Source organism: Enterobacter sp. DNB-S2, assembly GCF_019443845.1.
Lineage (GTDB): Bacteria > Pseudomonadota > Gammaproteobacteria > Enterobacterales > Enterobacteriaceae > Enterobacter > Enterobacter asburiae_B.
Genome location: NZ_CP050520.1, coordinates 3,326,285 through 3,339,768, shown reverse-complemented (window position 1 = coordinate 3,339,768; position 13,484 = coordinate 3,326,285). Strand labels below are relative to the sequence as shown.

At 55.9% G+C, this 13,484-nt stretch carries 13 protein-coding genes; 6 read left to right on the top strand and 7 right to left on the bottom strand.

All coding sequences use genetic code 11. The features are described from left to right. Positions 1–18 precede the first annotated feature (18 nt). The 5 genes from HB664_RS15910 to HB664_RS15890 all read right to left on the bottom strand — a co-directional run bounded on the left by HB664_RS15910 (position 19) and on the right by HB664_RS15890 (position 3,775). Entirely contained in the window at positions 19–498 is a 480-nt protein-coding gene (locus tag HB664_RS15910; RefSeq protein WP_219939783.1) for a type VI secretion system tube protein TssD, read from the bottom strand. Then, positions 499–720 (bottom strand): hypothetical protein, encoded by a 222-nt coding sequence (locus HB664_RS15905; protein WP_069302986.1) that lies wholly within the window; start codon positions 718–720, stop codon positions 499–501. Next, positions 720–1,424, bottom strand: coding sequence for a hypothetical protein (locus tag HB664_RS15900; RefSeq protein ID WP_219939782.1), 705 nt, complete (start codon positions 1,422–1,424; stop codon positions 720–722). The genes HB664_RS15905 and HB664_RS15900 overlap by 1 nt, the downstream gene beginning before the upstream one ends. Before the next feature lie 281 nt (positions 1,425–1,705). Continuing rightward, positions 1,706–2,716 (bottom strand): type I glyceraldehyde-3-phosphate dehydrogenase, encoded by a 1,011-nt coding sequence (gene gap / locus HB664_RS15895; protein WP_039263614.1) that lies wholly within the window; start codon positions 2,714–2,716, stop codon positions 1,706–1,708. Between the two features lie 78 nt (positions 2,717–2,794). Then, complete coding sequence (locus HB664_RS15890) at positions 2,795–3,775, bottom strand: GlxA family transcriptional regulator (protein ID WP_039263613.1); 981 nt, start codon at positions 3,773–3,775, stop codon at positions 2,795–2,797. Between the two features lie 149 nt (positions 3,776–3,924). Here HB664_RS15890 and HB664_RS15885 point away from each other — a divergent pair, with 149 nt between their 5' ends. Continuing rightward, a complete protein-coding gene (locus HB664_RS15885; RefSeq protein WP_219939781.1) occupies positions 3,925–4,896 on the top strand; it encodes a fatty acid desaturase in 972 nt (323 codons plus the stop codon). Next, positions 4,889–5,647, top strand: a complete 759-nt coding sequence (locus tag HB664_RS15880; protein WP_219939780.1) for a phosphate/phosphite/phosphonate ABC transporter substrate-binding protein — start codon at positions 4,889–4,891, stop codon at positions 5,645–5,647. Before HB664_RS15885 ends, HB664_RS15880 begins: the two co-directional genes overlap by 8 nt. Here the strand turns inward: HB664_RS15880 and HB664_RS15875 are convergent. Both HB664_RS15875 and HB664_RS15870 read right to left on the bottom strand, forming a co-directional pair. Next, on the bottom strand, positions 5,626–6,522 hold the full coding sequence (locus tag HB664_RS15875; protein WP_182383983.1) for a LysR family transcriptional regulator: 897 nt from the start codon (positions 6,520–6,522) through the stop codon (positions 5,626–5,628). The two genes, HB664_RS15880 and HB664_RS15875, sit on opposite strands and share 22 nt — an antisense overlap. A gap of 22 nt (positions 6,523–6,544) precedes the next feature. Then, on the bottom strand, positions 6,545–8,833 hold the full coding sequence (locus HB664_RS15870; protein WP_219939779.1) for an FdhF/YdeP family oxidoreductase: 2,289 nt from the start codon (positions 8,831–8,833) through the stop codon (positions 6,545–6,547). A 1,001-nt stretch (positions 8,834–9,834) separates the two neighbouring features. On the opposite strand from HB664_RS15870, the gene HB664_RS15865 reads away from it, so the two are divergent. Genes HB664_RS15865 through HB664_RS15850 form a run of 4 tightly spaced genes read left to right on the top strand, consistent with a single transcriptional unit; the run spans position 9,835 to position 13,484 of the window. Continuing rightward, positions 9,835–10,329, top strand: coding sequence for a hypothetical protein (locus HB664_RS15865; protein WP_033145802.1), 495 nt, complete (start codon positions 9,835–9,837; stop codon positions 10,327–10,329). 23 nt (positions 10,330–10,352) lie between these two features. After that, a complete protein-coding gene (gene tssJ, locus HB664_RS15860; RefSeq protein ID WP_047652274.1) occupies positions 10,353–10,856 on the top strand; it encodes a type VI secretion system lipoprotein TssJ in 504 nt (167 codons plus the stop codon). Positions 10,857–10,884: 28 nt separating this feature from the next. Further along, entirely contained in the window at positions 10,885–12,228 is a 1,344-nt protein-coding gene (gene tssK, locus HB664_RS15855; protein WP_024909829.1) for a type VI secretion system baseplate subunit TssK, read from the top strand. Positions 12,229–12,245: 17 nt separating this feature from the next. Further along, positions 12,246–13,484, top strand: a complete 1,239-nt coding sequence (locus HB664_RS15850) for a DotU family type VI secretion system protein (RefSeq protein ID WP_033145801.1) — start codon at positions 12,246–12,248, stop codon at positions 13,482–13,484.

Sequence of the window (13,484 nt, the reverse complement as noted above, 5' to 3'; positions counted from 1 at the left end):
TAACGGTTGTTCATTGTTCTATGCTGTTGCTCTTTCATTCCAGGTGTCTTTAAACATGATATTCCCGTCGCAATATTTCCATTCAATCGATTCATAGCGGAGTTCGACTTCTTCCATATGCGCACTTGCGATACCGAGCGGGTGCAATACTGGCGAGATCCTGGTTATTTTGACGTTTTCCAGAGTGATATTGAAGTATTCGCGCTCAATACCGGCGTCATCAACTTTATACATTTTGATTAATGCAGATTTGAATGTTTTGCCTGTACATACAGCACGAAATAAATAGGGTGTGATGCGGTCTATTTCTTTTTCAAAGATAATGGGAGCATGAAGGCGCGTTCCTGTCAGTTTTCCCGTGTTGGAACTGGTGGGGATCCAGACGGAGTGATTAAACGATTTGAGTTCGGTAGAGCCCAATCTTGTAGGCATTAAACACTCGCCTGAAACGGGCGCGTTATTTTCATCAGTAAACCATATATGTGCTGGCGTAGACATTTATTGATCCTTTGTTTTGTAACGAAATGCAATGAAGTACACAACTAATACAATAATCCCAACGATTCGTAGTGCAATTTTTTCGTTTTCTATAAAACTCACTACGACAGCACCGAGAATGATGGCGAATATTCCAGTGCCATACCAAAAAAAATCATCCAGAATGTCTTGTAAGAAACTTTTTAAAAATTGTTTCAAAAATGCTTTTATCGATTGCCACATTATCGCATCATTCTATTCAGCGCATCAGCAATTTCGCTATCGGATGCAGTGTTTAAGTTAAGATAACCGGCTTTCATTATCACCGGTTCAATAAGGAAATACATCATTTCCAGCTTTTCAACATACAGCGCATGGTAAAATAACGGCTGAAATTTTTTAAGTGTATTTGCGCTGTCTGCCGCATGCTGAACTATAGCGTAAAGGTTTAATACGGTAATTACACCTCCTGTGCTCAAACCAACCTTTCTCATAAATGCACTTTTTACGGCCGCGTTCATTTTATTACCATAACAGATGTATGACGTGGCGGCATAAATCAAACCGCTCTTAGATACTTGCTTTACTGAATAGTTTGTTGTAAATGGTATTAATTTTTCGAGAATAATTTTTCTTTGAATAATGGATCTGTTCTGAAGCATCGTTTCAATATAAATCCTTACCATTCTAAAAATTACATCTCTATGCTTAACAAGCTCGGCGACTCCTGCTAAAAACCTCAAATCTTCCGAACCCAATTTTTTACAGACATCCTGATAATTATCAGTGAAGCAAGAGGTATAATAAAGCAATCGCGTGGTAGCATCACCAAGATTATTTAAATATTCGTTGGCACCGTCCTTTACTCCCGCGACGGCGCGATCGAGCCTTAATGCAAGATCTTTATCGGATCCAATTCTTTCTATAATTTCCTTGCTGTAATACATAATATGGTCCTGTTGTATGCAGGGTGTATCATGGTCTACGCTATCGTCTAAGGACAGTGATCGGACTCGCACTTTTAAACGTAAAGTAAAGAATAAACATTAACCTATTTTCTAAGTTAATTGGTGCGTTTTTATAATTGATGCGATGAATTAGAAAGAGTTAAATAAACTTGAGATTATTGAGAATTATATATTCAGCGAGGAATGGGGAGATATTACTGGATGATGACATAATTTGTAGGCCGGGTAAGCGCAAGCGCCACCCGGCATCACGGTAAGACTTACAGCCCTTTCTTATCCATCCACACCGCCAGATCCACCAGACGGTTTGAGAAGCCCCACTCGTTGTCGTACCACGCCAGGATCTTCACCATGTTCCCGCCAATCACCAGCGTGGAAAGCCCGTCGATAATCGAGGAGCGTGGGTCGCCCTGGTAATCGCTGGAGACCAGCGGTTCATCGCTATAGCCCAGAATGCCTTTCAGAGGCCCGCTGGCGGCCGCGTTGCGGAACGCGTCATTCACCTCTTCGGCGGTCACGTTTCGGCTCAGCGTTACCGTTAAATCCACAATCGACACCACCGGCACCGGCACGCGCAGGGAGTACCCGGTCAGTTTGCCGTCCAGAGAGGGGATCACTTTCCCCAGCGCTTTTGCCGCGCCGCTGGAGTAAGGCACAATCGACAGCGCCGCCGCGCGCGCGCCGCGCAGATCTTTCTCCGGCTGATCGTGCAGCGCCTGGCTGTTGGTGTAGGCATGCGTGGTATTCATCAGGCCATGCTCAATCCCGAACTGCTGATGCAGGACCTGAGCGGCCGGTGCCAGACCGTTCGTGGTGCAGCTCCCGTTACTCACCACCGCGTGACGGGCGGGATCGTACTGCTCGTGATTAACCCCCATCACAATCGTCAGGTCGTCGTTCTTCCCGGGGGCGGAAATGATGACGCGCTTAGCGCCGCCGTGGGTAATATGCACCGCCGCTTTTTCCCGCTCGGTAAAGAAGCCGGTGGCCTCAATCACCACGTCAACGCTGACGTCACGCCACGGGATATTCGCCGGATCGCGTTCGCTAAATACGGCGATCCGCTGCCCGTCTACCTGCAGCGCGCCGTCTGCCGCTTCAACCGGGGCGGGAAGCTTGCCCAGAAGGGAATCATGTTTCAGCAGGTGGGCGAGGGTTTTACTGTCCGTCAGATCGTTAATGGCCACAATCTGCAGATCCGGGTTACCCAGCGCCGCGCGCAGGAAATTACGTCCGATACGGCCGAAACCGTTAATACCGACCTTAACCATGGTGCATTCCTTATCTCTGTTGTCTGGAGTCACTGTAGGCGTCGGGCCGGTTGGCGTAAACGACAAAAAAGGATCAGATTACGCCATCTTGCGGCAGTGGAAGCGCTGGCGGTACTCGCCGGGCGTGAGGTGAAGCTGTTTCTCAAAGATGCGGCGCAGGTTAATGCTGGTGCCAAACCCGCTTTGCTCGGCAACGCGCTCAAGGGAGTCATGGGTCTGCTCAAGCAGCTGGCGGGCCGCGGCCAGCCGCGCTTCGGTCACGTAGCGGGCCGGAGAAACTCCCGCGTCGCGGGTAAACACGCGGGTGAAATTACGCGGGCTCATCGCCGCTTTCTCGGCCAGATTTTCCACGCACAGGTCGGCGGTGAGGTTTTGCAGGATCCAGGTTTGCAGTTCGCTTATCGGGCCCGATGTGCCGGGCTGCTGCAGGCTGTAACGGCTGAACTGCAGCTGGCCGCCGGGACGGCGCAGATACATCACCATATCCTGCGCCACGTCGCGGGCGAGGGTAAATCCGTAGTCGTCTTCCACCAGCGCCAGGGTCAGATCGAACCCGGAACTCACGCCGCCGGAGGTCCAGATGGGGCCATCCTGAATATACAGCGGACCGCCTTCGACGTGGATAGCCGGATACTGGGCTTGCATCGTCTCCAGCAGCCGCCAGTGGGTGGTCGCGCGACGACCGTCCAGCAGGCCGGTCTGGGCCAGCAGCATCGCGCCGCCGCAGATGGAGGCTACCCGCCGGGCGTGCGGCGCAGCGAGATGCAGCCAGTCCACCACCGCCGTGCTCTCCTGCTCGTTCATGCCGCGTCCGGTGATAATAATGGTGTCCAGCGGTTCACGCGGATCCAGCTCCGGCAGGCGATAGTCTGCCAGCAGATTCAGGCCGGACTGGCCGTGGATCACCTGGTGAGGCTGCGTGGTGGCGATGATAATCCGGTAGCGGGGCTGCGCAAGACCTTCCGGATGCAGCCGGTTGGCCTGCATCAGAATGTCGGCGATACCGGCGGCTTCAAACAGCATGCCGCCGTCGGGAACAATAATCAGGATCTTCTTCATGTCCTGAAAAGTACCTTTATCACAGAATAAGTCAAGCGACGCGTGCGCCCCACGTTTCTGGCAAAGCAAAGCGATTTAAGTTCTTTGTTATTTCAGTCGTTATCCCCGATCGTCAAAGAATTATCTCTGGCGAAACGGCGTCTGAAGGAATGAGTCAACGAAGCTCCCTCTATTTACATCCGCAACAACGCGAACAAATCCGCCACCTTGCATCGGGTTTTTTATGGCGCAGCGAACTGCCCACGTGGCTGTTGATTATCACGATTTATGCAGGCTGGTTTGCCACGCTGGCGTTCTGGCAAACGCTCGGCCTGCTGCCCGCCACGCTGCTGCTCATCGGGTTTACCGCCTGGTACATGTCCCTGCAGCATGAGCTGATCCACGGGCACCCCACGCGTTTTGCCTGGCTCAACCAGCTGTTCGGCACGCTCCCGCTGGCGGTCTGGTATCCGTATGGCCTGTACCGGGACTCCCATCTCGCCCATCATCGGCACCATAGCCTGACCCATCCGGTGGATGACCCGGAGTCATACTATTTTACCGACGAGAGCTGGGCGCGCTTTTCCCCCTGGCAGAAACGTATGATTCGGGCGCGGAATACCTTCGCCGGGCGGCTGGTGCTGGCCCCGCTGCTGGATATCCTTCAGACGCTGGGCAGCGCCGCGGCGGCGTTTCGTCACCTTCAGCTGCGGGCGATAGCGATGTGGCTGATTCACGTTTTGCTGCTGGTGGCGCTCTTCGCCTGGATGACGCGTACCGGTTTTTCACCCGTCTGGTTCGTGCTGGCCGTCAGCTATCCGGCGCTGGCGCTGACCAAGGTCCGATCGTTTTTCGAACATCGCGCGGCGGACGACCCGCTGGCGCGCTCCGTCATTAACGAGGCCGGGTTATTCTGGCGGGTACTGTTTTTGAATCTCAACTACCATTCAGTGCATCACGATCTGCCGGGCGTTCCCTGGTACGGGCTGAAGGCGATCTACCAGCAAAACCGGGAGGCGTACCAGCAGCGAAACCACGGTTTTCTCGTCAGGGGCTATGGTGAATGGCTGCGTCAGTTCTGGGTGAGACCCGTCGACGTCACCGTTCATCCCGCAAAACAACAGGGGGAAGGGTATGAGTAACCTGCTGGCGTTTCCCATGTATGCCGTGGATCGCGCCGATACCCGCGCGCTCTGGCTGGCGGTAAAGGGGCTGCTGGCCGCGCGCGGTGTGTCCGTCGATCGCGATCCCGGCTGGCCGGAGTCCGATCTGCTGAGGCACTGGCAACAGCCTGCGCTTATCCTCAGCCAGACCTGCGGTTATCCGCTGGTCACGCAGCTCCCGGACGTGCAGGTGGTCGGCTGTTTTCACTACGCGGCGCCGGGCTGCGAAGGGATCCAGTACCGCAGCTTTCTGGCGGTGCGCGAGGAGGATCGGCACCTCACGCTGGCGGATTTTCGCGGACGTCGGGCGGTCTGTAATTCCCCGGATTCTCAGTCCGGCTACAATGCGCTGCGGAAAATAGTGGTTCCCCTGGCGAGCGGCGGTCCCTTTTTCGCGCAAACGTCCTTCAGCGGCAGCCATCGCCAGTCGCTGATTGATGTGAAACGCGGGGCGGGGGATATTGCGGCCATCGACTGCGTGACCTGGGCACTGCTGCAGCGCCATGAGCCGGAACGCCTTGCGGGACTGGCGGTCATTGGCCGCACCCCGCTGACGCCGGGACTGCCGCTGATCACCTCGCCTAACACCTCGCCTGAAACGCTTAACGCCATTCGCGATGCGCTTCACGAGCTGGTGGATGCGCCGGAATACCGGGAGGTGCGCGACGCGGTGCTGATCGGCGGTTATAGCGAGGTGACGCGCGAGGCCTACGCCTCATTGTCCGCGTGATAAATCTCCTGCGCGTCGGTAAAACAGCGCAGCGCCAGCGAGGAGACGGGCTTCTGCCTGCGCATAATCAGGCCGACGGGAGCCTCAATGTTCGCGTCGGCGATGGGGATAATCCGGAAGTTGCCGTTCAGTGCCTCCAGCCCGTTGTTCAGCGGCATGACGGCGCAGCACACGCCGCTCTGAACCGCCTGAATGATCTGGAACGTCGAGTCGCTTTCGAAAACGGACGTCGGTTCGATGCCGACAGATTTAAAGCTGGCCTCCATATGCGCCCGGTAGTGCATCCCTTTGGTCAGGAACCCCAGCGGAAAATCCGTCAGGTCGTGCCACGTCAGCGCTGCCTGGCCGAGCTGGAAATGGCGGACGTCGTGCAGCAGGCCCATCTTCGTTTTTGGCAGCTGGATAATGTCAAACAGGCTGGTGTCGATGCTGTTGAGGTAGCAAATTCCCAGCTCAAGCTGATTGCGGCTGACGCCGTCAGCGATCTGCGCTGAGGACATGGAATAGAGGCTGTAGGTCAGCTCCGGGTATTTTTGCGTTAGCTGGCGAATAAAGATCATCGGATCCACGCTCGCCAGCGGCACCATCCCCAGACGTAATTCGCCCACCACCTGGCCTTTACACAGCGCGGCCTCCGCCTGTAGCCCGTCGTGCGCGGCAAGCAGGGCGCGGGCCCACGCGAGGATGCGTTCCCCCTCCGGCGTAAACCCTTCAAAGCGCTGCCCGCGCACGATCAGCACCAGCCCCAGCTCCTCTTCCAGGCTGCGGATGCGCATGGAGAGGGTCGGCTGGGTGACGTTGCACTGCGAGGCCGCTTTACCAAAGTGGCGGGTCTCATCGAGTGCGATTAAATATTTTAACTGTTTAATATCCATCATTATCTCTGCGCGAGCAGCCTTACAGCATGCGGATCTCTTTCGAGCGCAGGGTGATGCGAACCGGAACGGATTTATACGACGGCGTACCGCTGTCCTTATCCAGATAATCAAGCGGTACCAGCACGTTGGCCTCCGGGTAATAGGCGCCGACGGTGCCCGGCGCGATGCTGTACGCCACCACGGTAATGTCCTTCAAACGCTGGACGCTGCCGGGGAGGGCGGTTTCGATATCCACGCGGTCGCCGTGTTCCAGGCCTGACTGCGCCATATCGTCTTCGTTCATAAACAACACGTCGCGGCGGCCAAACACGCCGCGGTAGCGGTCGTCCAGCGCGTAAATGGTGGTGTTGTACTGGTCGTGGCTGCGCAGCGTGATTAACCGCAGAACGTGCTCACCTTCGCCGCTGGCGTTCTCGTGAACGCCGTCGAACACCGAGAACATAGCTTTTCCCGTCGCCGTTGGCCAGATGCGTTGCGTCGGCGGCAGCGGCATGCGGAAGCCGCCGGGAACGCGGATCCGCGCGTTGTAGTTCTCAAAGCCCGGAATGGTCTGCTCGATCAGATCGCGGATCCGGTCGTAATCTTCTACCAGCGTCAGCCAGTCCACGCGGGTTTCCGGCAGCGTGGCTTTCGCCATGCCGGCGACGATAGCCGGCTCCGAACGGAGCAACGGCGAGGCGGGCTTCAGCTTGCCGGACGAGGCATGCACCATCGACATGGAGTCTTCGACGGTAATGGACTGACGGCCGGTGGCCTGGAGATCCAGCTCGGTGCGGCCGAGACACGGAAAGATAAAGGTCTCTTTGCCCACCAGCAGATGGGTACGGTTGAGCTTGGTCCCGACGTGCACGCTCAAATCCAGGTTACCCATCGCCGGAAAACCCCGCTCGTGATCGGGCATCGCGACGGCAAAATTACCCCCGAGGCAGATGAGCGCCTTCGCGCGGCCGTCGATCATCGCCTGCGTGGCCTGCACCGCATCGTGTCCGTGGTGAGACGGCGGCTCAAAGCCGAAAACGTCCTTCAGACGGTTCAGGAAGGCCGGGGTAGGCTTCTCGCTGATCCCGACGGTGCGGTTCCCCTGAACGTTAGAGTGGCCGCGCAGGGGGCAGATACCCGCGCCGGGCTTGCCGATATTCCCGCGCAGCAGCAGCAGGTCGGCGATCAGGCGGACGTTCGCCGTACCTTTATTGTGCTGGGTAATGCCCATTCCGTAGGTAATGATGGTGGCATTTGATTTCGCATAGGCGTCGGCCACCTTTTTGAGCGCCGCCTGGCTCAGCCCAGACTCGCGCTCGATCTCGTCCCAGCGGGTTTGCGCGATATCGGCGGCGAAGTCCTCAATGCCCTGGGTGTGTTCGGCAATAAACGCATGATCCAGCACGTCACCGCGTTCGGCCTCCATTTCCAGTAGATGTTTGGCAATGCCTTTCAGCGCGGCGGCATCGCCTCCGGCCTTCACCTGGAAATAGGTCGAGGCGATATCCGTTGAGCCGTAGGTCGCCATTTCAATCACGCTTTGCGGGTCGGCGAAACGTTCGAGGGCGCGCTCGCGCAGCGGGTTAAAGACGATAATCGGCACGTTGCGACGGGCCAGCTCATGGAGCGTCCCCATCATTCGCGGATGGTTGGTGCCGGGGTTGTGGCCGATGGAGATCACCAGCTCGGTCTTATCGAAGTCGTCCAGCGAGACGGTGCCTTTCCCGATGCCAATCGAACGCGGCAAACCGACGCTGGTGGCCTCGTGGCACATATTCGAGCAGTCGGGGAAGTTATTGGTGCCGTATTCGCGAGCGAACAGCTGGAACAGATACGCCGCTTCGTTAGAGGCGCGTCCGGAGGTATAGAACTCGACCTGGTCCGGTTCGAGCCCGCGCAATACTGCGCCGATGCGGTGAAACGCCTCTTCCCAGTCGACGGGCCGGAAGGTATCGCTTGCCCGGTCATAGCGCAGGGGATGCGTCAGTCGACCGTAGCCTTCCAGTTCAAAGTCCGATTTTGCCAGCAGCGAGGAGACGCTGTTTTCGGCCAGAAACGCGGGGGTAACGCGTTTGCTGGTCGCTTCCCAGGTCACGGCTTTTGCGCCGTTCTCGCAGAACTGGAACGTCGACTTGTGTTCTTTATCGGGCCACGCGCAGCCCGGGCAGTCGAAACCGTCAGGCTGGTTGGTGCGCAGCAGCGTGGCGGGAGCGTCCAGGGTATCCATTTGGGTACGTACCGCGATGGCCGTCGCTTTTAACGCGCCCCAGCCTCCGGCAGGACCGTCATAGTGTCTGATACCCGGCACCGAGCGTCTTTTCTTATTCATACCCACTCCTGATTTCTTCGGTCACACAACGTCTGAACCCATAAAAACGCTGCAAAGGACAATAAATGAAAGCAATGACGGCCGGATGGCTATGCGCATGCGGTGTAGAAAAATGCTTTATCTTAAATTCGTTTTATTACAGCGATTTATCGGATCTGATGCTTAAATATTTAAAGAAATTATAACGAAATTTTATCATTTTAATAATAAATATTATCTATCACACGGTAGGCAAGATAGATGGGGCGAGCAGGAGAGGATGTAGCAACAATAAAATTTCGAATGAAGGCTGTGGGCGGCAGCAATAAACACGGGTCGCAGCTGGCGGGCTATTGCGAGCATTTTTGGCTGCGATAATGTCAGGATGGTTAACTCAGGCTTAATGATTAAAGGATAAAATTCAGGCCTGATCGGATAATTGTCGCAACGCGAAATATAAAGTTATTTTGAGGCGTAAAATTAACGTCGTGCAACATGAGTGAAATAGTCACATTCACGTTAACACGTGCATTCAATATTAAAGTTACCCTGATAGTGCAACAAATAATTCATCTTTCATATATTCTGCTGACCTCACCAATACGCGAATTCTACTAATTATGGTAGTGGCGATAATAGCCGTATTGCGTTAATGAAAGTGGTTCTCTTTTGTGTTTTTAGTATATAAAACATATGCTTGCAATGTTATGTGGCTAAGAAATAAAAGGGCGTAGGTCATATCGGGTTTTTTCATAGGATTAATCCTATAATTTTCCGACTGCTTCATTTACCAACAGTTACGTACCGGTAAATATTGAATTGAGACGAAGCTCATGTAAACTTGTTTACCGTTTGTCAAAATATGTCAGGAAGACACTGGGCCTTATTCTGAAGGGCTCGTGCGGTAGCTATGCCCTTAAAATAGTAACGCCCCGAAAATATCCTGGCTATTTTAACAATAGCACCTAAGTCAAACTTCACTCCCTTATCTTCATCATCGAAATATCGCTACGGAAAAGCATATGAAAATGCGCGTACTGTTTTCACTTCTGTTTGTAATGGCGGTGGCGGGCTGTAAAGCGCCGCAGAAACCTGTGATCAACGACGATACGATCGAGACCAGCCAGGTCAACGGCGTGACCTTAACCCACCGTCACGCTGTGACGCCGCCGGCGGAGTTCAACCCGGTCAACGAACCGTATCGCGCCATGTATCCGGCCTCCCTGATGAGCCGTCCTGACTTCGGCGGCAAAGTTATCCGCACTCTCGACACCGGAAAAACGTACGTGGTGCTGGGTCAGGTTGAACACTACTGGATGGCGCTGGCCGATGAAGGCAACGATCAGCTGATTGGTTACGTCCCGATGCGCGCGGTGATCAAGGCCGACCTGTACGACGCCGCCGTGCGTAAACAGGCCATTCGTCCGAAGGCGCGTAAAAAAGCGACCTGTGTCGACGTCGATGGCAACAGCAAAGCCTGCAAAGACAGCGCTAACGGTACCTGGATCCTGAACTAAACGGCTTGCATGAGCGCATTTTTATGAATAATAAAAATTTTCATAAGCTGTGGTTATTCTTTTACGCGGTGATTTTCGCCCTGGTCAGTGGTTGTACGTCGTCTTCACACAGCGACCCCTCCCGCTACAATCTGCAGTTTCAGGCTCATCCACAAATCAACGAATCTGCGCCGCTTAAGGTCCGGGTGTTGTTGCTGAAATCCGATGCGGATTTCATGTCCAGCGACTTCTACTCCCTGCAGAACAACGCGTCAGCCACGCTTGGCGCGAATCTGCTGAACAGCGACGTGTTCTTCCTGATGCCGGGACAGCTGTCCAAAACCCTCAGCGGGCAAAGCTCTCCGGAGGCCCGCTACATCGGCGTGATGGCGGAGTATCAGGTGCTGGATGGCAAAAAATGGCGCGTTTCACTCCCTCTGCCTGTGCCTGGCGAAAATCATATCTACCAGTTCTGGAAATGGTCCGCGGATGAACTTCAGGCCAACGTTTTTCTCGACGTGAACGGCATTCGGGTCATCAGCCAGTAACGCGCTTCAACACAGGAAACACATCATCATGACGAAAGCAGAAAAGGTCGTCTGGACCGAAGGCATGTTCCTGCGTCCACACCATTTTCAGCGGACTGAAAGCTATCTGCTCAACCATGTTCGTGAATGGGGCGCGCTACAGCGGTCATATCTCTGGGGCTTTCTTGACGTGGAACTGGATGAAGCGATGCTTCGTCAGGGATGCATTGCCCTAAGCTACTGCAGTGGCTTGCTGCCGGACGGCACCTTTTTCCAGGTGCGTAACGGGCGCAACGGCCCTGCGCCGCTGAAAATTCCTGACAATCTCACCAACGAAAAGGTGGTGCTCGCGCTGCCGGTTCGTCGTGGCGAGAGAGAAGAGGTGATTTTTAGCGAAGAGCCGGCCTCGCTGGCGCGCTTCATCGCTTTCGAGCAAGAGGTGGAAGACGACAACGCCATGTCGGTGGGGGATGCCACCGTCCAGTTTGGCCGTCTGCGTCTGACCCTGATGCTGGAAAAAGACCTCACGGCGGAATGGACCGCCATCGGCGTGGCGTTTGTGACGGAGAAACGTAACGATAACCACGTGCGGCTCGATAACAGCTACATCCCGCCGATGCTCAACGCCAACAACAGCCCGCAGATCTACAGTATGATCAACGATCTGCACGGTCTGCTGGTCCAGCGCAGCCAGCAAATTGGCGGTCGTCTGCGCCAGCCTGGCCGCTTTAACACCTCCGAACTGATTGAGTTCACGCTGCTGTCGCTGGTTAACCGTCATCTGGGCGAGGTTTCTCATTTAAAAACCCTCCCGCTGCTGCATCCGGAAACGCTCTGGCGCAGCTGGCTGCCCTTTGCGACCGAGCTCGCCACCTGGACGTCGCAGCGTACCGCCGAAAGCGTGCTGCCGATTTACGATCATGACGATCTGGCTAACTGCTTCAGCAAACTGATGCTGATGCTGCGTCAGGGACTGTCGCTGGTGATGGAAGACCACGCAATTCAGCTGCCGCTGAACGAACGCTCTCACGGCCTGAACATCGCCACGGTGCCTGAAACCAGCATGGTGCGCGAGTTCGGCTTCGTGCTGGCGGTTAAAGCCAACGTGCCGGGCGAACACCTGCAAACCCATTTCCCGGCGCAGATGAAGGTCGCGCCGGTCTCGAAAATCCGCGATCTGGTTCAGCTTCAGCTGCCGGGCATTATGCTGCGCGCCATGCCGGTCGCGCCGCCGCAGATCCCGTGGCATGCCGGCTACAGCTACTTTGAACTGGAGAAGGGCAGCGAGCTGTGGCACGAGATGGATAAGTCCGGCGCATTTGCCCTGCATCTTGCAGGGGAATTCCCGGGGCTGGATATGGAGTTTTGGGCCATCCGTAGCCCGACAGAATAATAAAGCGAGCGCTTAATATGCAGGAACGACAGGACACCGGCAGTGATGCCGCGTTTACCGGAGCCAGTAGCAACAACCAGCTGGTGGCGGCCGCCAATCCGCTGCTCAACGCGATTCCGCAGATCCGTCATTCGGTCTCCCATGACGATCAGGTGGCGTTACGCCAGCGTCTGATCGATGAGATTCGCCGTTTCGAAGTCCGCTGTCAGCAGGCGGGGCTGCCCTACGAAGTGATCGTCGGGGCGCGTTACTGCCTGTGTACGGCGCTCGATGAGGCCGCCGCGCTCACCCCCTGGGGCAGCAGCGGCGTCTGGTCAAGCAACGGTCTGCTGGTGACCTTCCACAACGAAACCTGGGGCGGCGAGAAGTTCTTCCAGCTGCTGGCGCGCCTGTCGCAGAACCCGCGCGAGCATATCCTGCTGCTGGAGATGATCAACTACTGCCTGCTGCTGGGCTTCGAAGGACGCTATCGGGTGCTGGATAATGGCCGCACGCAGCTTGAAACCATCAAGCAGCGGCTGTGGCAGATGATCCGCGGCGTGCGCGGCAGCTATCCGCCGCCGCTTTCTCCCCATCCGGAAGATCGTCCGGTACTGCGCAAGCTCTGGCGGCCGATGGTTCCCCTGTGGGCCTGCGTGGCGCTGGCCGGGTTTATCGCCTGCCTGTTTTATATCGTGCTTAACTGGCGCCTTGGCGATAACACCAACCCGGTGCTGGCGAAGATTTACCAGTCCCAGCTGCCGGAAACCACTATTCAGCAGCCGGCCCGTCAGCTTCCGGCGGTGCTGAACCTGCGCGGCTTCCTGAAGCCTGAAATCGAGGCGGGCCTGGTCGCGGTGAAAGACGAAGCGGATCGCAGCGTCGTTATCCTGAAGGGCGACGGGCTGTTTGCCTCCGCCTCTACCGTCGTGCGTGACCGCTATGAACCGGTCATCAACCGCATTGCGCAGGCGATGAATAACGTCAGCGGCAAAATTCTGGTGGTGGGCTACAGCGACAACGTGCCGATCCGCAGCGCGCGCTTTGCCTCGAACTATGAACTCTCTCTGGAACGCGCCCGCTCGGTACAGAAAATGCTGCAGGGAAGCCTCTCTCAGCCTGGCCGCGTGAAAGCGGAAGGGCGGGGCGAGATTAACCCGGTGGCGCCGAACACGACGCCTGAAAACCGCGCCCGTAACCGCCGTGTGGAAATTACTCTGCTGGTGTCGCCTGAAAACACTCAGGCTGAGCTGAACGGATTGCCGCAAGGAAACTAA

Excerpts from the sequence above, each read along its gene's own strand:
- HB664_RS15910 (WP_219939783.1), bottom strand. The coding sequence starts at position 498 with ATGTCTACGCCAGCACATATATGGTTTACTGATGAAAATAACGCGCCC.
- HB664_RS15905 (WP_069302986.1), bottom strand. The coding sequence starts at position 720 with ATGTGGCAATCGATAAAAGCATTTTTGAAACAATTTTTAAAAAGTTTC.
- HB664_RS15900 (WP_219939782.1), bottom strand. The coding sequence starts at position 1,424 with ATGTATTACAGCAAGGAAATTATAGAAAGAATTGGATCCGATAAAGAT.
- gap (WP_039263614.1), bottom strand. The coding sequence starts at position 2,716 with ATGGTTAAGGTCGGTATTAACGGTTTCGGCCGTATCGGACGTAATTTC.
- HB664_RS15890 (WP_039263613.1), bottom strand. The coding sequence starts at position 3,775 with ATGAAGAAGATCCTGATTATTGTTCCCGACGGCGGCATGCTGTTTGAA.
- HB664_RS15885 (WP_219939781.1), top strand. The coding sequence starts at position 3,925 with ATGAGTCAACGAAGCTCCCTCTATTTACATCCGCAACAACGCGAACAA.
- HB664_RS15880 (WP_219939780.1), top strand. The coding sequence starts at position 4,889 with ATGAGTAACCTGCTGGCGTTTCCCATGTATGCCGTGGATCGCGCCGAT.
- HB664_RS15875 (WP_182383983.1), bottom strand. The coding sequence starts at position 6,522 with ATGGATATTAAACAGTTAAAATATTTAATCGCACTCGATGAGACCCGC.
- HB664_RS15870 (WP_219939779.1), bottom strand. The coding sequence starts at position 8,833 with ATGAATAAGAAAAGACGCTCGGTGCCGGGTATCAGACACTATGACGGT.
- HB664_RS15865 (WP_033145802.1), top strand. The coding sequence starts at position 9,835 with ATGAAAATGCGCGTACTGTTTTCACTTCTGTTTGTAATGGCGGTGGCG.
- tssJ (WP_047652274.1), top strand. The coding sequence starts at position 10,353 with ATGAATAATAAAAATTTTCATAAGCTGTGGTTATTCTTTTACGCGGTG.
- tssK (WP_024909829.1), top strand. The coding sequence starts at position 10,885 with ATGACGAAAGCAGAAAAGGTCGTCTGGACCGAAGGCATGTTCCTGCGT.
- HB664_RS15850 (WP_033145801.1), top strand. The coding sequence starts at position 12,246 with ATGCAGGAACGACAGGACACCGGCAGTGATGCCGCGTTTACCGGAGCC.